20 protein-coding genes are annotated in these 23,028 nt (G+C 73.3%); 9 read left to right on the top strand and 11 right to left on the bottom strand.

Annotated elements, in window-relative coordinates; all coding sequences use genetic code 11:
* Nucleotides 1-83: 83 nt before the first annotated feature.
* From ABTZ91_RS14670 to ABTZ91_RS14660, 3 genes are read right to left on the bottom strand one after another with little or no spacing between them, the layout of a single operon-like run.
* Nucleotides 84-1,010, bottom strand: coding sequence for an ADP-ribosylglycohydrolase family protein (locus ABTZ91_RS14670; protein ID WP_352077490.1), 927 nt, complete (start codon nt 1,008-1,010; stop codon nt 84-86).
* A 4-nt stretch (nt 1,011-1,014) separates the two neighbouring features.
* Nucleotides 1,015-1,470 (bottom strand): ABA4-like family protein, encoded by a 456-nt coding sequence (locus tag ABTZ91_RS14665; protein WP_352077489.1) that lies wholly within the window; start codon nt 1,468-1,470, stop codon nt 1,015-1,017.
* The gene (locus ABTZ91_RS14660) at nt 1,467-2,474 is read right to left on the bottom strand and encodes a hypothetical protein (RefSeq protein ID WP_352077488.1); all 1,008 of its coding nucleotides are present in this window, start codon (nt 2,472-2,474) and stop codon (nt 1,467-1,469) included. The genes ABTZ91_RS14665 and ABTZ91_RS14660 overlap by 4 nt, the downstream gene beginning before the upstream one ends.
* 131 nt (nt 2,475-2,605) lie before the next feature.
* Here ABTZ91_RS14660 and ABTZ91_RS14655 point away from each other — a divergent pair, with 131 nt between their 5' ends.
* Nucleotides 2,606-3,247, top strand: a complete 642-nt coding sequence (locus ABTZ91_RS14655; protein ID WP_352077487.1) for a MerR family transcriptional regulator — start codon at nt 2,606-2,608, stop codon at nt 3,245-3,247.
* Nucleotides 3,248-3,931: 684 nt separating this feature from the next.
* On the opposite strand, the gene ABTZ91_RS14650 is transcribed toward ABTZ91_RS14655, so the two are convergent.
* The gene (locus tag ABTZ91_RS14650; RefSeq protein WP_352077486.1) at nt 3,932-4,768 is read right to left on the bottom strand and encodes a siderophore-interacting protein; all 837 of its coding nucleotides are present in this window, start codon (nt 4,766-4,768) and stop codon (nt 3,932-3,934) included.
* 90 nt (nt 4,769-4,858) lie between these two features.
* A complete protein-coding gene (locus ABTZ91_RS14645) occupies nt 4,859-5,764 on the bottom strand; it encodes a 5'-3' exonuclease (protein ID WP_352077579.1) in 906 nt (301 codons plus the stop codon).
* Nucleotides 5,765-6,178: 414 nt separating this feature from the next.
* On the opposite strand from ABTZ91_RS14645, the gene ABTZ91_RS14640 reads away from it, so the two are divergent.
* From ABTZ91_RS14640 to ABTZ91_RS14625, 4 genes are all read left to right on the top strand, one after another.
* Entirely contained in the window at nt 6,179-7,471 is a 1,293-nt protein-coding gene (locus ABTZ91_RS14640; RefSeq protein WP_352077485.1) for a glycine betaine/L-proline ABC transporter ATP-binding protein, read from the top strand.
* Nucleotides 7,464-9,266: an ABC transporter permease/substrate binding protein gene (locus tag ABTZ91_RS14635; protein WP_352077484.1), complete on the top strand. Its 1,803-nt coding sequence runs from the start codon at nt 7,464-7,466 to the stop codon at nt 9,264-9,266. Before ABTZ91_RS14640 ends, ABTZ91_RS14635 begins: the two co-directional genes overlap by 8 nt.
* A 142-nt stretch (nt 9,267-9,408) precedes the next feature.
* Nucleotides 9,409-9,960 (top strand): XRE family transcriptional regulator, encoded by a 552-nt coding sequence (locus ABTZ91_RS14630; protein WP_352077483.1) that lies wholly within the window; start codon nt 9,409-9,411, stop codon nt 9,958-9,960.
* A gap of 59 nt (nt 9,961-10,019) precedes the next feature.
* Nucleotides 10,020-10,745, top strand: a complete 726-nt coding sequence (locus ABTZ91_RS14625; RefSeq protein ID WP_352077482.1) for a helical backbone metal receptor — start codon at nt 10,020-10,022, stop codon at nt 10,743-10,745.
* Here ABTZ91_RS14625 and ABTZ91_RS14620 read toward each other — a convergent pair.
* Complete coding sequence (locus ABTZ91_RS14620) at nt 10,696-11,832, bottom strand: TDT family transporter (protein WP_352077481.1); 1,137 nt, start codon at nt 11,830-11,832, stop codon at nt 10,696-10,698. The genes ABTZ91_RS14625 and ABTZ91_RS14620 overlap by 50 nt on opposite strands.
* A 202-nt stretch (nt 11,833-12,034) precedes the next feature.
* On the opposite strand from ABTZ91_RS14620, the gene ABTZ91_RS14615 reads away from it, so the two are divergent.
* A complete protein-coding gene (locus tag ABTZ91_RS14615) occupies nt 12,035-12,934 on the top strand; it encodes a LysR family transcriptional regulator (protein WP_352077578.1) in 900 nt (299 codons plus the stop codon).
* A 150-nt stretch (nt 12,935-13,084) separates the two neighbouring features.
* Here the strand turns inward: ABTZ91_RS14615 and ABTZ91_RS14610 are convergent, their stop codons facing one another.
* On the bottom strand, nt 13,085-14,719 hold the full coding sequence (locus tag ABTZ91_RS14610; RefSeq protein WP_352077480.1) for an amidohydrolase: 1,635 nt from the start codon (nt 14,717-14,719) through the stop codon (nt 13,085-13,087).
* Between the two features lie 314 nt (nt 14,720-15,033).
* Entirely contained in the window at nt 15,034-15,693 is a 660-nt protein-coding gene (locus tag ABTZ91_RS14605) for a TetR family transcriptional regulator (RefSeq protein WP_352077479.1), read from the bottom strand.
* A gap of 70 nt (nt 15,694-15,763) precedes the next feature.
* Here ABTZ91_RS14605 and ABTZ91_RS14600 point away from each other — a divergent pair, with 70 nt between their 5' ends.
* The gene (locus tag ABTZ91_RS14600; RefSeq protein WP_352077478.1) at nt 15,764-17,185 is read left to right on the top strand and encodes a cytosine permease; all 1,422 of its coding nucleotides are present in this window, start codon (nt 15,764-15,766) and stop codon (nt 17,183-17,185) included.
* On the opposite strand, the gene ABTZ91_RS14595 is transcribed toward ABTZ91_RS14600, so the two are convergent.
* The 3 genes from ABTZ91_RS14595 to ABTZ91_RS14585 all read right to left on the bottom strand — a co-directional run bounded on the left by ABTZ91_RS14595 (nt 17,175) and on the right by ABTZ91_RS14585 (nt 20,180).
* Nucleotides 17,175-17,855 (bottom strand): gamma-glutamyl-gamma-aminobutyrate hydrolase family protein, encoded by a 681-nt coding sequence (locus ABTZ91_RS14595; RefSeq protein ID WP_352077477.1) that lies wholly within the window; start codon nt 17,853-17,855, stop codon nt 17,175-17,177. The two genes, ABTZ91_RS14600 and ABTZ91_RS14595, sit on opposite strands and share 11 nt — an antisense overlap.
* 31 nt (nt 17,856-17,886) lie before the next feature.
* Nucleotides 17,887-19,335, bottom strand: a complete 1,449-nt coding sequence (gene eat, locus ABTZ91_RS14590) for an ethanolamine permease (protein ID WP_352077476.1) — start codon at nt 19,333-19,335, stop codon at nt 17,887-17,889.
* Between the two features lie 116 nt (nt 19,336-19,451).
* Nucleotides 19,452-20,180, bottom strand: a complete 729-nt coding sequence (locus ABTZ91_RS14585) for an FCD domain-containing protein (RefSeq protein ID WP_352077475.1) — start codon at nt 20,178-20,180, stop codon at nt 19,452-19,454.
* A 78-nt stretch (nt 20,181-20,258) separates the two neighbouring features.
* On the opposite strand from ABTZ91_RS14585, the gene ABTZ91_RS14580 reads away from it, so the two are divergent.
* Together ABTZ91_RS14580 and ABTZ91_RS14575 are read left to right on the top strand one after the other, a co-directional pair.
* A complete protein-coding gene (locus tag ABTZ91_RS14580) occupies nt 20,259-21,623 on the top strand; it encodes a glutamine synthetase family protein (RefSeq protein ID WP_352077474.1) in 1,365 nt (454 codons plus the stop codon).
* A 10-nt stretch (nt 21,624-21,633) separates the two neighbouring features.
* Complete coding sequence (locus tag ABTZ91_RS14575; RefSeq protein WP_352077473.1) at nt 21,634-23,022, top strand: aldehyde dehydrogenase family protein; 1,389 nt, start codon at nt 21,634-21,636, stop codon at nt 23,020-23,022.
* Nucleotides 23,023-23,028: the final 6 nt, after the last annotated feature.

Here is a 23,028-nt window from a genome sequence, read left to right as displayed (position 1 = left end):
GCGGCGGCGCGCCCCGCTCGGGGGTGGCGGGTCTCGGCGGGCGGCCAGGTCACCGGCGGGCGGCGGGCGGCGGGCCCGGCCCGTCAGGTCAGGGCCAGGGCGAGTGCCAGCTCGCGGAGGTCACCGGCGCGCAGGACCCGCTCGCCGAACCCCGGAAGGGGGACGTGCAGAGCATTCGTCCAGCGGGCCGGGATGCCCTCCGGGCCGTGAACGGCACCGGCGAGCATGCCGGTCACGGCGGCGACGGTGTCGGTGTCGCCGCCCAGGTCGATCGCCGCGGCGACGGCGGACGCGTACGAGGCGGTGGTGCGCAGCGCCCAGAGCGCGGAGCCGAGGCAGGGCCAGACGGCTCCGTTGAACTCCGTGGCGTCCTCGGGCCGCCAGCCGGGTCCGAGAACGACCGCCCACCGCGCCCGGTGGCGTTCGTCCACCTCGTCGAGGACGTCGGACACCACCGCCAGGGGGTCCTCGCCGAGCAGGGCCACGCGCACCAGCTCGTGGAGCACGGCGGTGCCCTCCCAGGCGGAGGTATCCCCGTGGGTGAGGGCCGCGATCCGCCGGGCCGCGGCCATGGTGGCGGCGCGGCCGGCGGAGGCGAAGTACACGGCGGAGGTGGCGGCCCGCATCAGCGAACCGTTGCCCGCGCCCCGGCCGTTCAGCTGGAAGTGCAGGGCGGCGGCGGTGTCCCAGGGGTCGCCGCCGAGCAGCACGGCCTCGGTCTGCAGCCCGATGTCCTTCGGCTCGGAAAGGGCCCAGCGGCGGAACCGGTCGAAGACGTCCGCCGGATCCAGCCCGCCCCGTTCGAGGAGCGACTCCCCGACGAGCACGGCCATCTGCGTGTCGTCGGTGGCCTCCCCGGGCTCCCAGCCGCCGCCCCCGCACATCTCACCGGCCCCGCCCGCGAACCGCTCCCGGAACACCCCGGGGAGCCCGAACTCGAAAGGAGCGCCCAGGGCGTCCCCCACGGCGGAGCCCAGCATGGCCCCCACGGCCCGGTCCTCGTATCGCATGGCGTCAGGGTAGGGGCCGGACCGGCCGGTCGGGCACGGGTTTTCCGGTGCGGCGCAGGGCCCGGATCAGGAGGAAGAGGGGGAGCGCGAACGGCGAGAGCAGGATGGTGAGGAGAAGTAGCGGGCCCATCAGAAAGGGGGAGAGGCCGAGGCGGCGGCCCTCGCGGTACATCCACTGGCCGAGGAGGAGGTCCCAGGCGATGACCTGCGCCCAGATCGCGCCGGCGCCGTTCGCGAGGGCGGTCAGCTCCCGGAAGGTGTCGATGTCGGGGCTGCTGACCGCTGCCCAGAGCTCGGGGAGTACGGGCAGGGCGAGGACCAGGTAGACGGCCAGGACCGGCAGGACGGTGAGCGGCGAGGCCGCGATCCGGTCCGTGAGCCGGCGGCCCGGCGCGAGGATCATCAGCAGCCAAACCGGCGCCGCCAGCAGGAAGGAGAGCTCGAAGAGAAGGCCGGTCATGCCCCGAGCTCCTGACGAACGGCGGCGGTGGGGGAGGCGGGGGCGAGGGAAGGCGGGGAGGGAGGGGTGGGGGAGGGGGAGGGGCCCCAGCGGAGGGCCAGGGCGGCGGCCGCGGCGGTGAGGAGGGCGACCGCGACGGCCGCGGCGAGGGTGAGGCCGTCGGGGGAGAGGAGCGGCAGGCCGCGCAGCGCCTGCCAGGTGAGCAGCACGAATGTCGCGGCGTACGAGGCGGACGCGATCAGGGCCATGCGCAGCCGGATCCGGTCGTCGGCGAGCCGGATGAAGCGCGGGGCGAGGGCGGAGAGCACCAGCAGGACCAGCGGAACCAGCTGGAGCGCGTGCATGCCGAAGAAGTGGGCTATGCGCAGGTCGCCGCCGGTGGTGGACCAGCCGGTGAGGGGCATGCCGGGCCCGCCGTCCGGGACGCCGACGCTGTGTGCGCCGACGATCGCCGGGTCGTCCTGCGCGAGCTGCTCCGGCGTCGGCTGGACCATGAGGAAGCCGACGGCGGCGCCGGCCAGGGCGATGAACGAGGAGAGCCGCACGGCCCAGGCGGTGGCGCGGTCCAGGATGCGGGCGCGCAGCAGCAGGACCGCGATGACGAGGGCGGCCAGCCACAAAAGGACGACGGTGATGCCCATGGCCTGGAAGAGGGCGGCGTCGAAGGGCGTCGCGTTGTTGAAGTGGCTCTGCTTGCCGCGGACGACCTGAGTGGTGATCAGCACCATCTCCCCGAGGCTGGTGGCGCTGACGACCGTCCCCGCCCACCAGCCGACGCGCCGGGCGCGGGCGCCGGGGAGAAGGGAGAGCATCCAGGCCAGGGTGAGCGCGTAGGCGAGGAACGAGACCGAGAACTTGAAGGGCTTGGCCCAGATCGGCGCGCCGACCAGGACACGGTCGTCGAGGACGAGTCCGCCGACGGACACGACCGCGAGGACGGCCATCGAGGCGGCGAACCAGACCAGGGGCCGGTGGAGTGTGCGGAGCTGTGGTGCTGAGGACATGGCTATCCCCCCGTGGAAGGCGCATGAGCGCAGAATGGATAGCGGCGCTTACCGCTATCTGATAGCGCCACTATCTATGATGGGGGTGCCGGTCGGCAAGGCCGGAGCACGACCGGGAAGGTGAACGCGCGGTGCGCATCGGAGAGTTGAGTCGCAGGACCGGAGTGTCCGTGCCGACGATCAAGTACTACGTACGGGAAGGACTGCTGCCGGCCGGCCGCCTGACGAGCCCGAACCAGGCCTCGTACGAGGAGGCGCACGTACGACGGCTCCGCCTGATCCGCGCCCTTCTCGACGTGGGCGGCCTGTCCGTCGCCGGCGTCCGCGAGGTCATCGCGGCGGTCGACGACCCGGAACGCCCCGTGCACAAGATGCTCGGTACGGCGGCGAACCTCGTGACGCCGCGCTTGGGGGAGCGCGGGGACGACTCGGAGGACTCCCTCACCGCCGCCCGCGCGGCGGTCGCCGACCTGATCGCCCGCCGCGGCTGGCGCGCCCACCCCGGGGCTCCGGCGGCCGAGGCCCTCGCGGTCGCCCTTGCCGCCCTCGACGACGCCGGTCACGGCGGCTTCGCCGAGGTCCTGGACGACTACGCCGACGCCGCCGAGCGCGTGGCCCGCGCGGACCTCGACTACGTGGCCCGCAACGTCGACCGCGGCGAGCTCGTCGAGAGCGTCGTCATCGGCACGGTCCTCGGCGATGCGATGCTCGCCGCCCTCCGCCGCCTCGCCCACATCGACGCCTCGGACCGCGTCTTCGGCGCGGACCGCTGAGGGGATGAGCCGGGAGTGGCGGCCCGCGTGGACGGTCGGCGAACCGGCGACCGACGGCCCCCGCCTCTCCCCGGGCCGAACCAGGCCCTTCCCGGGCGCTTCCCAGGCCCTTCGCTGCGAGGCCGGGCTCGGCTCTGCTGCGCATGCGGCCGCCGCGGTGGTCTCGTGCGGGCGGTGTTCGACCTGGGCCAGGGGTGGTCCTCATTCCCCCCGGGCGATACCCCAGAGCGATCCCCCGGCGATGGTCGCCCGATGCCGCGGGCGACGTGTCCGCGCGATCGGCAGTACGGCTGTACGTGGGCCCTGCTACTGGTCTGCGGGGTCCTACGAGGGCCCACCGCCTTGCTCTGAGGGGCCCTCCCTACGAGGGCCCGCCCTGGTCTGCCGGGCCCTCCCTTCGAGGACCCGCCCTGCCTGCGGCGGCCCGGACGCCCCGCGTAACCCTTGCAAGGGCGGAGGTACGGCAGGCCACCGTCTGGACTGTTTCGCTCAGGGCATCTGGGTGACTGGTTCGGCCTCCGGGCCAGTGGCACCAGGGCCCCCGGCGCCGAGCCCCCGTAGTCCCGCCCCTGCGCCCCCGCCCCGGGAGCCAGGCCCCCTGTCGGCCCACCCCAACGCCCGAGGGGGCGGGAGCTGTTGGCTCCCGCCCCCTCGGGCGTCACGCGTGCGGGTGTGCGGTGCGGGTCAGTGTTCCTGCTCGCGTTCCACCTGCTCGTTCCATTCGCGCTTGATCGCGCGCCACGCCTCGTCGGTCTTGCCGAGGCGCCAGTAGCCCGAGATGGAGAGCCGCTCGCGGGGGATCTGGCGGTCGAGGCGGAGGTGGCGGCGGAGGTCCTTCACGAAGCCGGCCTCGCCGTGGACGAAGGCGTGGACGTCGCCGGCCGGGAAGTCCAGGGAGCGGACGGCCTCGATCAGGGCCTCGCCCGTGGGGCGGGAGCCGCGGTGCAGCCAGGTGACCTCGACGCCCGCCGCGGTCGCGAACTTCTGCTCCTCGGAGGCGTCGGCGACCTCCACGAAGGCGTGCACGGTCGCACCCTCCGGCAGTCGCTCCAGCGCGACCGCGATGGCCGGAAGCGCGCTCTCGTCGCCGACCAGGAGGTGCCAGTCGGCGGCCTCGTCCGGGGCGTAGCCGCCGCCCGGGCCGAGGAGGCGCACCGTGTCGCCCGGCTGGGCCCGCGCCGCCCACGGGCCGGCCAGGCCCTCGTCGCCGTGGACCACGAAGTCCACCGTCAGCTCGCGGTGGACCGGGTCCCAGGCCCGTACCGTGTACGTCCGGGTCGTTGGCCACTGCTCGCGCGGGAACTCGGCACGGATCCGCTCCATGTCGAACGGTTCCGGATAGCTCACGCCCTCCGGCGCGAACAGCAGCTTCACATAGTGGTCGGTGAACTCGCCGACCTCGAAGGCGTGCAGCCCCGGGCCGCCGAGCACGAGGCGCACCATGTGCGGGGTGATCCGCTCCGTGCGCACCACCTGGGCCTCATGGGCCCTGGGTGCCTTGCGTGCGGGCGCTTCTGCCACGACGGTCTCCCGTTCCGGGTGAGTACTTAGGTGAGCCTAAGTTAGCATCCCGGGGCAGGAGCGCCCAGCGCGGCGCCGGTCCCTGGCTTCTCAGCGCTCCAGGACCGGCAGCAGTCGGCCGACCGCCCCGCCGAGCCCCCACCGCTCCACCAGGCCCGCCAGAGCGGCCGGATCCCGGGGCGCCTTGGGCAGGGCGGCCGAGAACTCCGGCAGAGGCACGTCGCGCGCCACCCGGACCACCGCCGGCGCCACGTCCAGATAGGCCGCCGCCTCCACGATGCCCCGCCGCTTCGCCGGGGTCAGGCGCGACGTCCGGTCGAGCGCCGCCGCCCGGACCCCCGCCAGATCCCCGTACTCCGTGATGAGCTGCGCCGCCGTCTTCTCGCCGATGCCCTTGACCCCCGGCAGCCCGTCGCTGGTGTCCCCGCGCAGCGCCGCCATGTCCGCGTACTGGTCCGGCCGCACCCCGTACTTCGTACGGATCAGCTCGTCGTCCACCAGATCGCAGTCGCCCACGCCCTTGCGCGGGTACAGCACCCGCACCCCGCGCTCGTCGTCCACGAGCTGGAAGAGGTCCCGGTCGCCGGTGACGATGTCCACCGGCCCCTCCGCCCGCTCCGTCAGCGTGCCGATCACGTCGTCCGCTTCAAAACCGGGCGCCCCGACCCGGGCGATCCCGAGCGCGTCGAGCACCTCCACGATCACCGGCACCTGCGGCGCCAGCGTGTCCGGCACCTCCTCCATGTCCGGGCCGGTCGGCGTCTCCTCGGCCACGCGGTGCGCCTTGTACGAGGGGATGAGGTCCACCCGCCACTGCGGGCGCCAGTCGTCGTCCCAGCACGCCACCAGATCGTCCGGACGGTGGTCCTGGACCAGCCGGGCGATGAAGTCGAGGAGGCCGCGCACGGCGTTCACCGGTGTCCCGTCAGGCGCCCGGACCGTGTCCGGCACGCCGAAATACGCGCGGAAGTAGAGGCTGGCGGTGTCGAGGAGCATCAGGCGTCGCGTCACACCCCGATCATGCCGCACCCCACCGACAACGCCTGCCCACCGACAGCGCCCGCCCACCGACAAGGCGCCGACAACGCCCACCCACCGCGGACGCCCGCCCATCTCCAACGCCTGCCCATCGACCGCACCCGTCACCTCCGGCGCCGCGGGTGACACCGGTCACCTTTGCGTTTCCCCCAGGAGACCGGGGGCAGGCGCGCGCCCGGAGTGGGCCCGGTACGGGATTCAACGATTCGAGCCGAACGAGAATCGCCGTACGCGACGGGTTGCGCGGGCAGATCCCGCCCCGCTCCACGGCCCGGCTGTGTGGGGGACGGGGGTCCCGCCAGGACGAAGTCCTCGAGCAGGACGAACTCCTCAAGGGGAAGGGCCGTTCTCGTTGCTACCCGTGAGGTGTATGTGTCCAGGCTCCAGGCCGACCACCTGTACAAGGTGTTCGGCAGACGACCCGACGAAGCCGTCCGTAAGCTCGCCGCCACCGACGCGACCGCGGCCGACCGCGACGCCCTGCGCGCCGACGGCACCACGGCGGCCGTGATCGACGCCTCCTTCGTCGTCGAACCCGGCCAGATCTTCGTCGTCATGGGTCTGTCCGGCTCGGGCAAGTCCACCCTGCTGCGCATGCTCAACGGCCTGCTCGCCCCCACCGCGGGCCGCGTCCTCCACGACGGCCGCGACCTCACCGCGCTCTCCCCCCGCGAGCTGCGCGAGGTCCGGTCGAAGAAGATCAGCATGGTCTTCCAGCACTTCGCGCTCTTCCCGCACCGCAGCGTCCTCGAGAACGCCGCCTACGGCCTGGAGGTCCAGGGCGTCCCGCGCGCCGAGCGCCGGCGGCGCGCCACCGAGGCCCTGGAGCTGTGCGGACTCGCCGGCTGGGAGAAGTCCTGGCCCGACGAGCTGTCCGGCGGCATGCAGCAGCGCGTGGGCCTCGCCCGCGCCCTCGCCACCGACGCCGACCTGCTCCTCATGGACGAGTCCTTCAGCGCCCTCGACCCGCTGATCCGCCGCGACATGCAGGACCAGCTGCTCGTGCTGCAGCGGAAGCTGAAGAAGACCATCGTCTTCATCACCCACGACCTCAACGAGGCCATGCGCCTCGGCGACCGCGTCGCCGTCATGCGCGACGGCCGGATCGTCCAGCTCGGCACCGCCGAGGACATCCTGGTCCGCCCCGCCGACGACTACGTCGCCTCCTTCATCCAGGACGTGGACCGCACCCGGGTGCTCACCGCGGCCTCCGTCATGACCGACGGCACCGTCGCCCCGGAGGACTGCCCGCCCGGCTGCGGCTGCCGGCCGGTCGCCCCGGAGACGCCCCTCGCCGAGCTGTGCACCGTCTCCGCGCGCTCCCTGCACCCCGTGCCCGTCGAGAACGCCGACGGCGTGCTCCTCGGCGTCGTCGCCCAGGACCGTCTCCTCGGCGTCATGGGCGGCCTCGACACCGACGTCCACCCGGGGCGCGACACGAGCGCGCCCCGGGGCACAAGCGCCGCCCGGGACACGAGCGCCGCCGGGGACACCCGCGCCGCCGAGGACGCGCGCGCCGCCCGCCCCGACGGCTCACACATCCCCGCCCAGGCCACAGCCCGCACCACGCGGGCCACGGCCCCCGCCCCCACCGATACCCATGGCCGTGACACCGACGGCGGCGATACCGACCCCGATACGAAGGAGGTGACCGCCGATGCCTAGGCTCCCCCTCGGCCAGTGGGTCGACAGCACCGTCGACTGGCTCCAGGCGCAGCTGTCCTGGCTCTTCGACGCCGTCACCACCGTCGTCACCGGCCTCTACGACGGCATCGACGCCGTCCTGTCCGCACCCCACCCGCTGCTCTTCGCCGGCATCCTCGCGATCGTCGCCTGGTGGCTGCGCGGCCTCACCGCCGGTGTCCTCGCCTTCGCTGGCTTCGCCCTCGTGGACTCCATCGAGTTGTGGGACGACGCCATGTCGACCCTCTCGCTCGTCCTCGTCGCCACCCTCGTCACCCTGGTGATCGCCGTACCGCTCGGCATCTGGGCGGCCCGCTCCAAGACCGTCAGCGCCGTGCTGCGCCCGGTCCTGGACTTCATGCAGACCATGCCGGCGATGGTCTACCTCATCCCCGGCATCATCTTCTTCGGCGTCGGCGTGGTCCCCGGCATCATCGCCACCATCGTCTTCGCCCTGCCGCCCGGCGTGCGCATGACCGAACTCGGCATCCGCCAGGTCGACGGCGAACTCGTCGAGGCCGCCGAGGCCTTCGGCACCACCCCGCGCAACACCCTGCTGCGCGTCCAGCTGCCGCTCGCCCTGCCCACGATCATGGCCGGCGTCAACCAGGTGATCATGCTCGGCCTGTCCATGGTCGTCATCGCCGGCATGGTCGGCGGCGGCGGACTCGGCGGCGCCGTCTACCGCGCCATCGGCAACGTCGACATCGGCCTCGGTTTCGAGGCCGGCATCTCCATCGTCATCCTCGCCATGTACCTCGACCGGATGACCGGAGCCCTCGGCCGCCAGGTCTCCCCGCTCGGCCGCCGCGCCGCCGCCAAGGCCCGCGCCGCGACCGCCGCCCGCGCCGGCGCGAAGATCTGGAGCCACCGCCCGCAGCCCGTCACCGCCCTCGTCGGCGTCGTCGTCCTCGCGCTCGTCGCCGGAGGCATGGGTTTCCTCGGCGGCGGCGCCTCCACCACCGCCTCGGGCGGCGGCACCGGCCAGGGCAAGAAGATCAGCCTCGGCTACATCCCGTGGGACGAGGGCATCGCCTCCACCTTCCTCTGGAAGGAACTCCTCGAACGCCGTGGCTACGAGGTCGACACCAGGCAGCTGGAGGCAGGCGCCCTCTACACCGGCCTCGCCGGCGGCCAGATCGACTTCCAGACCGACGCCTGGCTGCCCGTCACCCACGCCCAGTACTGGGAGAAGTACCGCAACAAGCTCGAAGACCTCGGCTCCTGGTACGGCCCCACCTCCCTGGAGCTCACCGTCCCCTCGTACATGAAGGACGTGAACACGCTCGCCGACCTCAAGGGCAAGGCCGGGACGTTCAAGGGCCGCATCGTCGGCATCGAGCCGAGCGCCGGAATGATGGGCATCCTCAAGGACAAGGTCCTGAAGGACTACGGCCTCGAGGGCGAGTACAAGGTCGTCGACGGCTCCACCCCCGGCATGCTGGCCGAGCTCAAGCGCGCGTACGACAAGAAGGAACCGGTCGTCGTCACCCTCTGGTCGCCGCATTGGGCCTACTCCACCTACGACCTCAAGAAGCTCCGGGACCCCCGCGGCAGCTGGGGCAAGGGCGACGGCGTCCACACCCTCGCCCGCAAGGGCTTCACCGAGGACAACCCCGAGGTCGGCGCCTGGCTGAAGAACTTCAAGCTGAGCGAGAAGGAACTCACCGGCCTCGAAGCGGTCATCCAGGAGACCGGCAAGGGCAAGGAGCAGGAAGGCGTCCGCACCTGGCTCGACCGGAATCCGGGCGTCGCGGAGCGGCTCGCCCCGCAGTAGATCCGGACGCGCTGCGGAAAGGGGTGGTCGCCGAACGTGTTCGGCGACCACCCCTTTTCGCCACGACGCGAAACCCCGCCCCAAAGCTGCGTAAGGTGCAGGTAACCGACCGGTACACCGACGCACGAGGGAGGGGGCCGACATGGACGACAAGGAGTCGCTGCGCGTGGGCGCGGCCGTCAAGAGGCGCCGCCGGGCGCTCCAGCTCACCCTGGCCGTCGTCGCCCAGCGCAGCGGGCTGTCCGTGCCCTTCCTCAGCCAGGTCGAGAACGAGCGGGCCCGCCCCAGCGACCGCTCCCTCCAGCTCGTCGCCCAAGCCCTGGAGACCACCGCCGCCGAACTGCTCGCCGCCGCCGAGGCCGCCCGCACCGTCGACGTCGTGCGGTCCGACGAGGAGCTGTGGGACATGCCTCCCGGCGTACGGCCCCTGGTCCGCGGCCGGCACCAGCTGCAGGCCCTGGAGTGCACCGGCGAACAGGACGCCGGCCGGGAATTCCTCCACCGCAACGACGAGTTGCTGTACGTCGCCGACGGCTCCGCCGAGGTCGAGGCCGAGGGCCGCGCCTACCGCCTGGAACGCGGCGACACCCTCTACCTCTCCGGTGGGGTGCGCCACCGCTGGCGGGCCACCGCGCCCGGCACCCGGCTCGTCTTCGTCTCCGTCGCCGACCACATCGAGGCAGCGGAGGCGTGAGCCGTCGGAGCCACGAGCGCGGTCGGACCAGCCCCCCAAGCCGGCCGGGCCCCAGGGTCGTGTCCCTCGTCCCGTCCCTCACCGAGGCCGTCGCCGTCTCCGCGCCCGGAGTCCTCGTCGGCGTCACCGACTGGTGCACCCACCCCGCGGACCTGGGCGGCGCGGCACGTGTCGGCGGCACCAAGAACCCCGACCTCGCCGCCGTCACCGCCCTCCGGCCCGACCTGGTGATCGCCAACGAGGAGGAGAACCGGCAGCCGGACCTGGACGCCCTGCGGGCCGCCGGGCTGAACGTCCTCGTCACCGAGATCCGCACCCTCGACCAGGCCTTCGCCGAGCTCGCCCGGGTCCTCGACGCCTGTGGGGTGCACGCCCGGCCGCGCTGGCTGGACGAGGCGGAGGCCGCCTGGGCCTCGGTGGGCGCCGCCGTGGAGCCGTACGACCCGCCCCGCACCGCCGTCGTACCGATCTGGCGGCGGCCCTGGATGGTCCTCGGGCGCGACACCTTCGCCGGCGACCTGCTCGCCCGGCTCGGCGTCCGCAACCTCTACGGCGACCACCCGGAACGCTATCCGCGCGTGCCGCTCGAGGAACTCAACGCCGCCGCGCCGGATCTGGTCGTGCTGCCCGACGAGCCCTACCGCTTCACCGCCGACGACGGCCCCGAGGCGTTCCCCGGGGCCGCCGCCGCGCTCGTCGACGGACGCCATCTCACCTGGTACGGGCCCTCGCTGGTCACCGCCCCGCGGTCACTGGCCGCGGCCCTGCGAGCAGCGCACCGCTGAACAGCCCGCGTACGGTGTGGGTGCCCGCCATCAGCCAGGCCGCGACGAGGCACACGTAAAGCCCGATCGCCAGCCACCGGAACGCGACGAGCCCGGTGTGCTCGGCCAGGCCCTCCGCGCCCGTCACACAGGTGCCCACCGGGAAGGTGAACGCCCAGAACGTCATCGCGAACCCCATGCCCCGGCGGCGGGCCCGCAGCACCAGCGCCCCGGCCAGAACCAGCCACAGCAGCGCGAAGCCCGTCACCGGGACGCCGTAGAGCACGGCGAAGGCGGAGAAGGCGTGCGCGTACGGGGCCGGGAGCACCCCGGTGGCCGCGGCGTCGGCGAACTTGTTCGCCGCGGTCGTCGACTGGCCCAGCGGACCGAGCACCAGGAACAGGGTGGGGGTCAGGGCGAGCGGCAGGGGCCCGGCGGTCACCAGCCGCCCGAACACCAGGGGCAGCATCACCAGGGTCGCCAGCAGACTGATGCCGAACATCGCGTGACAGGCGAGGAGAAACGTCTGCTGCGCCTGGCCGGCCGGCAGATGGGGGAGCAGCAGCGGGCCGAGGGCCGCCGACACCATCGGGGCGACCACCGGCAGCAGCCACACCGGAGAGGCCCCCTCGATCCGGTGGCGCGTCACCATCAGATACGGGACGGCCACCGCGGCCGCCAGGCCGATCACCGTGCCCGTCGTGAAGAGGACGGCGTCGACGGCGACGGCGGCGGGCAGGCCGATCCAGTTCCTGCCGACGATCACCGTGCCGCCGCCCACCGCGAGCAGCGCCATGGCCAGACACCCGTAGAACGGAGCCATCGCCGGGTCGAGGAGATGGGCGCGGGCCTGGTCGCGGTGATGCGTCCAGTGCAGGGCGCGGGCGGTGAGCAGCGTCAGCAGCATGGCCAGCGACAGCGCCCAGACCGCCGTACAGACGGTCCGCAGGCCGGGCACGTCGACCGGCAGTGTCGCCCCCGCGTTGGCGACGATGGCGGTGCCCATCACGGAGGCGTACCAGTTGGGGCCGAGGTGACGGACCGCGGCCCACCGCACGCCGGGGGTGGTGGCGACGGGGACCGGACGGGAAGGAACGAGGGTTGCCATGGCTCGATCTTTTCGGCCGGGCACCGCCCCGACCAGGGACTTCCCGGCTATGAGGGCATAAGCTGATCTTATGAGCAGGGAGCGTAGTGCCGGGAGCGATCGCAGGGACCCCAGTGATCGCAATGGCCCCAGTGACCCCAGTGACCGCAGTGATCGCAGTGGCCGCAGTGACCTCAGTGAGCCCAGGGACGTCGTCCACCTTCTGTCCCACCGCGTCCCCGACCTCGGCGCGCTCGAACTGCTCCTCGCCGTCGCCCGGCACGGCAGCCTCGGCCGTGCCGCCCGCGAGGTCGGCATCACCCAGCCCGCCGCCAGCAGCCGCATCCGCTCCATGGAGCGGCAGCTCGGCGTCGCCCTCGTCGACCGCTCGCCGCGCGGCTCCCGGCTCACCGACGCCGGCGCGCTCGTCACCGACTGGGCGCGGCGGATCGTGGAGGCCGCCGAGGCCTTCGACGCCGGGGTGCAGGCGCTGCGCGGGCGGCGGGACTCGCGGCTGCGGGTCGCGGCCTCCATGACCATCGCCGAGTACCTGCTGCCCGGCTGGCTCATCGCGCTGCGCAACGAGCGGCCCGACACGGCCGTCTCCCTCATGGCCGGCAACTCCGCGGCCGTCGCCGAACGGCTGCTCGGCGGGGAGGCCGATCTGGGATTCGTCGAGGGGCTCGCCGTGCCGGAGGGGCTCGACGGCGCGGTCGTCGCCCACGACCGGCTCGCCGTCGTCACCGCGCCCTCGCACCCGTGGGCGCGGCGCCGCGCCGCGCTCGATCCGGCGGAGCTGGCCGCCACACCGCTCGTCCTGCGCGAACGGGGATCGGGGACGCGCCAGGTGCTCGACGCGGCCCTCGCCGGGTACGGCGGGCTGGCGCAGCCGCTCCTCGAACTCGCCTCCACGACGGCCGTGAAGGCGGCGGCGGTCAGCGGGGCCGGCCCCGCCGTCCTGAGCGAACTCGCCGTCGCCGAGGAACTCGGCTCACGGCGGCTGGTCGCCGTCCCCGTGGCCGGCGTGCTGCTGCGGCGGGACCTGCGGGCGGTGTGGCCCGTGGGGCACCGGCCGACCGGGCCGGCGCGGGATCTGCTGTCGCTGACGCGGCGGGTGGACTGACCCGGCGGTGGGCTGACCCGGCGGGTGGGGTGACCCGGTCGGTGGGCTGACCCGGCGTGTGGCTGACCAGGCGGGGGGGGGTGACCGGACGGGTGGGTCGGTGGGGTGGTGGGTGTGCACGACCCCCGCTCCCGTCCGTGGTCCGCCCGCTCAGCCGGTGGTCGGGCTGCGGAAGGTCACCTGGCCGTCGACGGTGGTCAGGACGACGTTGAGGTGGGGGAGGTCGGCTGCCGGGGTCGTCAGCGGGTCGTCCGCCAGGACCGTCAGGTCGGCGCGGTGGCCCGGGGCGATGCGGCCCGCCTCGTGCTCCTCGTGGGCGGCGAAGGCGGCGTTCACCGTCATGCCGCGCAGGGCCTCCAGCGCCGTCAGCGCCTGCTCCGGACCGTGCGGGGGCAGGCTCAGGTCACGGGTCGGGCGGCGGTGGCGGGCGCCCGCCATGACGGTGAGCGGCGGGAACGGAGCGATCGGCCAGTCGGAGCCCAGCACGACCGTCGCCCCCGAGTCCCACAGGTCGCGGCAGCGCCAGGCCCGGGACGCGCGCTCCTCGCCCAGCCGCCGGGACCAGTTGTCGGTGTGGTCGGCCCGGGTGAAGTCGCAGCAGTGGGTGGGCTGCATCGAGGCGACGACGCCCAGCTCGGCGAAGCGGTGGAGGGTGTCGTCCGGGACGGTCTCGATGTGTTCGACGCGATGGCGGACAGCGCTGCCCTTGCCGTCGGCCTGCGCCTTCTGTACGGCGTCGAGGGCGTGGCGTACGGCGGCGTCGCCGATGGCGTGGGTGGCGGTGGGGATCCCGGCGCGGTGCAGCTCGCCGATGATGGCGGTGTAGGCGGCCGGATCGGGCCAGAAGGCGTGTGTCGACTCGCCGTGGCAGTCGGGGCGTTCCAGCCACGCGGTGCCGTTGTCGATCGTGCCGTCCATGAAGAGCTTCACGCCGTCCACGCGCCAGAGCGCGCCGCCCGAGCCCTGCAGGGCGATCAGTTCGCGTACGCCGTCGGCATCGGTGCCGGGCTGGCACCAGGGGGCGACCCGCAGGCGGAGGGGGAGTTCACCGGCCGCGTCGAGTTCGGCGAGGAGGGCCAGGCTGTCGCCGTTGGCGTCCATGACGTGGCCGCCGGTCAGGCCCGCCGCCGCCATCGAGCGGAGGGCGGCCGCGAGGCGGTCGCGGCGCTCGGCGTGGGTGGGCCGGGGAGCGACCCGTTCGACCAGTTCGCAGGCCGCGTCCTCCTGGAGCAGTCCGGTCGGCCGGCCGTGCTCGTCGCAGACGACCTCCGCGGACGCCTGGTCGAAGGTGCGCGGCCCGTCGACGCCGGCGAGTTCGAGGGCGCGGCGGCTGGCGAGGGCGGAGTGGGCGTCGAAGAGGAGGAGGAAGGCGGGCACGCCGGCGAGGACGGTGTCGAAGGGGGCGATGCCGACGGGTGCGTCGCCGAAGACGTTCGGGTCGAGACCCCAGGCGAAGAGCCAGTCCCCACGGCGGAGTCGGCCGACTTCGCGGGACAGCGCGTCCCGTACGTCCGCCAGGTCGGCGCACTGCGACAGGTCGAGTCCGTGGGTGAGGTCGGCGCCCGTCACGGGGTGGAGGTGGCCGTCGACCAGGCCCGCGGTGACCACCGCTCCCTTCAGGTCGACGACCTCCGTGGCCGGGTCCGCGAGGGCACGCATCTCCCGGTCGTCGCCGAGCGCGGCGATCCGTCCGCTCTCGGACACGGCGAGCGCGGTCTGCGGCAGGAAGGAGCCGGTGCCGGGGTCGAGCAGCCGGGCGGAGGACAGGACGAGACGGGTGCGCACAAGGGCTCCAGGACGAGGGAGAGGCGGGGACCAGTGGAGAGGGCGGGCAGCAGGGTGACGGGCGGCGGGCGGCGGGGGCAACGCGGAGGCGGGCAGCAGGGTGACGGGCGGCGAGGCACGCGGAGGCGGGCAGCAGGGCGGCGGGCGGCGAGGCACGCGGAGGCGGGCAGCAGGGTGACGGGCGGCGGGGGCAACGCGGAGGCGGGCGGCGGGGTCGGTGAGGTGGTGGCCGACGGGCGGTCGGCGGCGGAGGCGGGCGGCTGAGGACAGCGGCGGCAGGCGACGCGGCCGGTGGCGGAGGCCGGCGGCTGGGCTCAGCCGGGAAGCTCCGCGGGCAGCGCGTCCGCCTCGCGGGTCAGCGTGCCCGGCGCCAGGCCGAGTTCGCGTTCCGTGGTGGTGACGGCCATCCGCAGCACCGCCTCCGGGCGGTAGCTCCGGTCGGTGTTGGCGTGGGCGGCGAGGCCGTCCAGGACGACCAGGATCATGATCGCCGTCGCATGGGGGTCCTCCGTGCGGAACTCCCCGCGGGCGACGCCGTCGCGGATGACGCCTTCGAGGCGGTCGTCCGAGGCGAGCTCCATCGCGCGGACCCGGTCGCGCAGGACCGGCCGGTAGCGGCTGAGGTGGCGGGCGTTGATCCAGAGGCGGCTGATGGCGTCGTAGGCCTCGCCGGAGGAGAGGGCGAAGTAGCGGGCGAGGTACTGCGTGGGCGTGCCGTCCGGCCGGTCGGCGGGGAGCAGTGAGTCGAGCTCACTCGTGGCGGCGACGGCGAAGGCCTCGGCCACCAGCTCCTCCGCGGAGGGGAAGTAGTGGCTGATCAGGCCGGGGCGCACATCGAGCTCCTCGGCGATCCGGCGCAGGGTCACGCACTCCAGGCCCTCGGCGAGGGCGACGGCCGCGGCCGCGTCGACGATCTCCGCGCGCCGGGCCTCGGGGGACTTGCGAACTCGTTTGCGCTGGACGCTTGACGACATACCGGCGATGCTATTGAGTGTGCGACCAATAAGCAACCAGGTGCGCACGACACGCTCCCCGGAGGGCCGTATGGCTGCCACGTTTCCCGATCCGAGCCCCCGGTCCACCGAGGCTCCCGCCACCGATCGCGCCACTCGGATCGAGTCCCACGGCATCGATCACATCCCCGACGGCGAGCGGCACGGACGGCCCGGCGAGCTCTTCGCCGTCTGGGCCGCAGCCAACGTCAACTACCTGAGCCTCGTGGTCGGCGGCGCCCTCGTCCTGATGGGCCTCAGCCTGGCCCAGGCGCTCGTGGTGATCGTCGTCGGCAACCTGTTCTGGCTGCTCACCGGCGTGCTCGCGATCTCGGGACCCGCCGCCGGAGCGCCCAGCGAGGTCATCACCCGGGCCGTGTACGGCGTGCGCGGCAACCGCGTGAACAACGCCGTGACCGGCTGGGCCATCTCCGTCTGCTACTTCGCGCTCAACCTGGCCGCGGCCGCCGGTGCCGCGTTCGCCCTGGTGGGCAAGGCCGGGATCGGTGCCTCCACGGGCGTCAAGATCGTGGTGGTCCTCCTGATCGCCGGGGTCACGCTGACCATCGGCGTGTACGGGCACGGGCTGATCGTCCGGCTCTACCTGCCGATCACCCTCGCCCTCGCGACCGTCTTCGGGATCGTCGCCTACGTGGTCCTGCTGCACGCCGACTTCGGCTACGTGCCGGACGCCCCGCTGAGCGGCGCCGACCTGTGGGCCACGCTGATCGCCGGGGTCACCCTCATCGCCGCCGGCCCGCTCTCGTACACCACCAGCGCGGACTTCTCCCGCTATCTGCCGAGGAACTCCTCGGCGAAGGCGGTCATGGGGTGGACCGCGCTCGGAGGTTTCCTGCCGAGTGTCGCGGTGTGCGCGCTCGGCGCCCTCGCCGCCACCGTCGTCGACATGACCGACCCTCAGGCCGCCCTGGAATCCCTGCTGCCCGGCTGGTTCGCTCCCGTCTTCCTGCTCGCCCTCGTGCTCGGCACCATCGCCATCAACGCCATGACCGCCTACAGCGCCGGGCTCGCCCTCCAGGCCGTGGGCCTGCGCATCCGCCGCTCCCGCAGCGTCCTGGTCGACGGCGCGGTGGCGGTCGCCCTCACCCTGTACGCGCTGCTCGTCTCCAACTTCCTGGACACCGTCAGCAACGTGCTGCAGCTGACCGTCGTCCTGCTGGGCCCGGCCATGACCGTGTACGCGGTCGACATCCTGCTGCGCCGCAACCGGTACGACGGGCCCGCCCTGATGGACGAGAGCCGGGCCGGTGCCTTCTGGTACGCGGGCGGTGTCAACCCGGCGGGTGCGGCCGGGGTGCTCGGTGGGGCCGCGGTCGCGGCGTTGTGCGTGAACACCGCGTACACCGGGCCGATCGCCCGCGTCCTCGGCGGCGTCGACCTCGCCCTGCCGGTCGGGATGGGAGTCGCCGGACTGCTGTACGCGCTCCTCATGCGCGGGCGGATCAGCCGCTAGCCGCCGCCACGAGCCCCCGCATCACCCGCAGGTCCTCGCCCATCTCCGGATGCCACTGGACGCCGAGCGCCCAGGCGGGCCAGGGCAGCTCGATCGCCTCGACCGTGCCGTCCTCGGCGTGGGCCGAGGCGATCAGGTTCTTCCCCAGGACGTCCACGCACTGGTGGTGGTAGGTCGGGACGGTGGTCCGTTCCGGCACCAGGGCGGCGTAGCGGGTGCCCGGGACCGGCGCGACCGGGTGGCGGCCGATCACGCCGACCGCCTCCGTGTGGCCGTCCAGGTGCTGCACCAGGGTGCCGCCGAGGGCCACGTTGAGCAGCTGCATGCCCCGGCAGATGCCGAGCAGCGGGGTGCCGGCGGCCAGGGCCGCGTCGATCAGGGCCAGTTCCCAGCCGTCCCGGGCCCGCGCGGGCGGACCCGTACGGGGGTCGGGCTCGGCACCGTACCGCACCGGTTCCACGTCCGCGCCGCCCGCGACCACCAGCGCGTCCAGGCGGGCCACCGTCTGCGCCGCCGCGGACGGATCGTCCGGCGGAAGCATCGCCGCGAGCCCGCCGCTCCGCTGGATCAGGCCGGGATACGCGGCCGGGAGCAGCGCCGCCGGCAGGTCCCACACGCCCCAGCGGGCCTGGTCGAGATAGGTGGTCACGCCGATGAGCGGCTTGGACACGAAAGGACTCCTTCGAAGGATCGTGCGTCGGTCAGCGTTCGAGTTCGGCCTCGGCCGCGGCGAGCGCCGCGAACTCCTCCTCGGGCGCCTTCGCCACCAGGTGGTGGCGACTGTAGAACGCGAAGTAGGCGAGGGCGATCACGTACACGGCGAGCGCGATGAACGCCGCGTCCTTGTCGACCAGGAAGGTCGCCACCAGGGCGGACAGCGCGAGCACGAAGGCCACCGAGGAGGTCAGCACACCCCCGGGGGTGCGGTACGGGCGGTGCAGGCCGGGCTCGCGACGGCGCAGCACGATGTGGGAGAGCGCCATCAGGGCGTACGAGATGGTGGCGCCGAACACCGCGATGTTCAGCATCCGCGCGCCGTCCCCGGTCCCCGCGGCGAGCGCGAAGCCCAGCGCACCGGGGATCAGCAGCCCCAGATAGGGCGCCTTGCGGCGGCTGGTGAGGGAGAGGAAGCGGGGCAGATAGCCGGCCCGGGACAGGGCGAACAGCTGGCGGGAGCCCGCGTAGATGAGGGAGAAGAAGGACGCGACCAGGCCCGCGAGCCCCGCGTAGTTGACGAAACGGCTGAGCGCGGTCGGCTCGCCGTCGCCCTGGAGCGCCACCACCAGCGGATTGCCCGCCTCCTGAATGGCGGCCGAGCCCCGGGCCCCGGTCGCCGCGAGGAAGGTGACCAGCGCGAGGACCACCAGGACGCCCATCGACAGGGCGAGCGCCCTCGGCATCGAACGCACCGGGTCCTTGGCCTCCTCGGCGGCCAGCGGCACGCCCTCGACCCCCAGGAAGAACCACATGCCGAACGGGAACGCGGCCCAGATGCCGAGCAGACCGAACGGCAGCCAGGAGCTGGAGCCGGTCGCCTCCGGGTCCGCCGGGATGTCGTTCAGGCCGGACACGTGGAAGTCGCTCAGCGCGCCGAGCGCGAAGACGAGGAGTGCGGCCACCGCGACGGCGGTGACGATCAGGCTGAAACGCAGCGCCTCGCCCACGCCCCACAGGTGGATGCCGATGAAGAGGGCGAAGCAGACCAGGTAGACCGGCCAGCCGGACTCCAGACCGAACAGCCCGAGGGACTCGACGTAGTCGCCGATGAAGATCGAGATGGCGGCGGGCGCGAGGACGTACTCGATGAGGATCGCCGTTCCGGTGAGGAAGCCGCCCCAGGTGCCGAGCGCCCGCCGGGCGAAGCCGTAGCCGCCGCCCGCCGTCGGCAGGATCGCGGACAGCTCGGCGAGCGAGAACACGAGACACGCGTACATCACGCCCATGAGGACGGTCGCGACGGCGAGACCGCCGAAGCCGCCCTTGGACAGTCCGATGTTCCACCCGGAGAAGTCGCCCGAGACGACGTACGCCACCCCGAGACCGGTCAGCAGCAGCCAGCCCGCGCTGCCGCGGCGCAGCGTGCGGCGCTGCAGGTAGTCGTCCGGCGCGGCCTTGTTTCCTGTGGTGCCTGAGGTGTCTTCCAGCGTCATGGCGGCGGTCAGCTCCCCGGAACGGGCCCAATGGATTGGTGCCATACCTTTGCGTCGTCAGGGTGGGCGGCGCAAGACCCGTGCGTTACGTTCCGGTTACGCGGACGGGGCACCCCTCACGTCAGGAAGCCGCGCAGCAGCGCCGCCGTCCCCGCGCAGTGCTCCCGCATCACCTCGCGCGCCGCGTCCGCGTCCCCGTCGAGCACCGCCTCCACCAGCGCCGTGTGCTGGTGCTGCGAGTGCTCCAGGTTGCGCACGAGCAGCGGGATGCAGTCGAGCAGGTCGTTGACGGTCGCCCGGACCGCCGCGTACTGCGCGGTCAGCGTCGGCGAACCGGACAGCTCGGCGAGGGTGAGGTGCAGCAGCGTGTCCTGCCGTCGGTAGTCGCCGAGCGGCGCGTCATGGGTCGCCGCGAGGGCCCGGCGCAGCCGCTCGGCGCCCTCCTCGTCCAGGCCGTGCGCCGCGCACAGGCCGGCCGCGCCCACCTCCAGGACCTCCCGGAAGCGCAGCGTGTCCTCCATGTCGACGGCGGCGATCCGGCGGCGCAGCTCCGCCTCGTCGGCGGTCCGCTCCCGCCGCAGCACGAACGTTCCGCCGTACCGGCCGCGCCGGCTCTCCACCAGGCCCTGCTCCTGGAGCACTTTCAGGACCTCGCGCAGGGTGACCCGGCTGATTCCCATCCGGTCCGCGAGCTCCCGCTCGGCCGGCAGCCGCTCCCCGCCCGGCACCAGCCCCAGGCGCACGACCTGCAGGATCTGCTCCAGGGCCTCCTCGAAACCGTTCCCCGCCCGCACCGGCCGCAGCACGGGCGTCAGCCGGTCCGCCGGTTCACTCGTACTGGCCACCTCGCCGTTTCCCCTTCCCAAGCAATGGTTCTGAGCAATACCTTATGGCTCCCGGCAGGCCGAAGGAGGAGTCATCCCGTGGCAGACCGCACACCCCCGCTCGCCGTCGACGAGCTCCGCTCGCTCGTCGCGAGCGGCGAGATCGACACCGTCGTCCTGGCCTTCCCCGACATGCAGGGGCGGCTCCAGGGCAAGCGGTTCGCCGCACCGTTCTTCCTGAGCGACGTACTCGACCACGGCACCGAGGGCTGCAACTATCTTCTGGCCGTCGACGCCGAGATGAACACCGTCGACGGCTACGAGATGTCCTCCTGGGACCGCGGCTACGGCGACTTCGCCATGCGCCCCGACCTCTCCACCCTGCGCCGCGTCCCGTGGAACGAGGCCACCGCCATGGTCATGGCCGACCTCGCCTGGAGCGACGGCAGCCCCGTCGTCGCCGCCCCCCGCCAGATCCTCCGCCACCAGCTCGACCGGCTCGCCGCCCACGGCTTCACCGCCCACGTCGGCACCGAGCTCGAGTTCATCGTCTTCAAGGACACCTACGAGGCGGCCTGGGACGCCAACTACCGCGGCCTGACCCCCGCCAACCAGTACAACATCGACTACTCCGTCCTCGGAACCGGCCGCGTCGAGCCGCTGCTGCGCCGCATCCGCAACGAGATGACCGGCGCCGGACTCACCGTCGAGTCCGCCAAGGGCGAGTGCAACCCGGGCCAGCACGAGATCGCCTTCAAATACGACGAGGCCCTCGTCACCTGCGACCAGCACGCCGTCTACAAGACCGGAGCCAAGGAGATCGCCGCCCAGGAGGGCTGCTCGCTCACCTTCATGGCCAAGTACAACGAGCGCGAGGGCAACTCCTGCCACATCCACCTGTCGCTGCAGGACGCCGACGGCAGGAACGTGATGGCCGGCGACGGACCCGACGGCATGTCCGACGTCATGCGGCACTTCCTCGCCGGACAGCTCGCCGCCCTGCGCGACTTCTCCCTGCTCTACGCCCCCAACATCAACTCCTACAAGCGGTTCCAGCCCGGCTCCTTCGCCCCGACCGCCGTCGCCTGGGGCCACGACAACCGGACCTGCGCCCTGCGGATCGTCGGCCACGGCCGCTCCACCCGCTTCGAGAACCGCCTCCCCGGCGGCGACGTCAACCCCTACCTCGCCGTCGCCGCCCTCGTCGCCGCCGGCCTCCACGGCATCGAACAGGGCCTCGAACTCCCGCCCCCCTGCACCGGCAACGCGTACACCGGCGAATACGAGCACGTGCCCACCACCCTGCGCGACGCCGCCGAACTCTGGGAGAACAGCGAGATCGCCAAGGCCGCCTTCGGCCCCGAGGTCGTCGCCCACTACCGCAACATGGCCCGCGTCGAACTCGACGCGTACGACGCCGCCGTCACCGACTGGGAACTGCGCCGCTCCTTCGAACGCATGTGAGGAACGACCCTTGCCGCACGAACTGCACGAACTGCACGTCCTGAACCCGGCGACCGAGGAGCTCGTCGCCACCGTCCCCGCCGCCACCCCCGCCGACGTCGACGCCGCCGTCGCCCGGGCCACCGAGGCCCAGCGCGCCTGGGCCGCCGCCGCACCCGCCGACCGCGCCCGCGCACTGCGCCGCTTCGCCGCCGTCGTCGACGCCCACGTCGAGGAGCTCGCCCTCCTGGAGGTCCGCGAGGCCGGCCACACCCTCGGCAACGCCCGCTGGGAAGCCGGCAACGTCCGCGACCTGCTCGACTACGCGGCCGGGGGAGTGGAGCGCCTCAACGGCCGCCAGATCCCGGTCCCCGGCGGCCTCGACATCACCCTCCTCGAACCCCTCGGCGTCGTCGGCGTCATCGCCCCCTGGAACTTCCCCATGCCGATCGCCGCATGGGCCACCGCCCCCGCCCTCGCCGCCGGCAACGCCGTCCTCCTCAAGCCCGCCGAGACCACCCCGCTCACCGCGCTCCGCCTCGCCGAACTCGCCCTGGAAGCGGGCCTGCCCGAGCACCTCTTCCAGGTCCTCCCCGGCGAGGGCCCGATCGCCGGGAACGCCCTCGTCGAACACCCCGGCATCGCCAAGATCGTCTTCACCGGCTCCACCGAAGTCGGCAAGCAGATCATGGCCAAGGCCGCCGGGCAGGTGAAGCGCGTCACCCTCGAACTCGGCGGCAAGAGCCCCAACATCGTCTTCGCCGACGCCGACCTGGCCGCCGCCGCGGCCGCCGCCCCCATGGCCTTCCTCGACAACAGCGGCCAGGACTGCTGCGCCCGCACCCGCATCCTCGTCCAGCGCGAGGTCTACGACCGCTTCCTGGAACTCCTCGTCCCCGCCATCGAGGAGATCGTCGTCGGCGACCCCCTCGACGAGCGCACCCAGATGGGCCCCCTCATCTCCCGCGCCCAGCTCGACCGCGTCCGCTCCTACGTCACGGGCGCCACCGACACCCCGGGCGCCGAGGCCGTCCGCGGCAAGGCACCCGAAGGCCCCGGCTTCTGGTTCCCGCCCACCCTCCTCACCGGCCTCCCCGAGGACGCGCCCTGCGCCGTCGAGGAGGTCTTCGGCCCCGTCGCCGTCGTCCTGACCTTCGAGGACGAGGCCGACGCCGTCCGCCTCGCCAACGCCACCCCGTACGGCCTGTCCGGCTCCCTCTGGACCCGGGACGTCGGCCGCGCCCTGCGCGCCTCCCGCGCCGTCCGGGCCGGCAACCTCTCCGTCAACTCCCACTCCAGCGTCCGCTACTGGACCCCCTTCGGCGGCTTCGGCCAGTCCGGCCTCGGCCGCGAGCTGGGCCCCGACGCCCTGACCGCCTTCACCGAAACCAAGAACGTCTTCATCAGCACGGAGGCCTGAGCAACC

The organism is Streptomyces sp. NPDC126499, from assembly GCF_040302485.1.
GTDB lineage: Bacteria > Actinomycetota > Actinomycetes > Streptomycetales > Streptomycetaceae > Streptomyces.
Note: the sequence above shows the minus strand (reverse complement) of the source record. Positions and strands in the feature narration are given on the sequence as shown.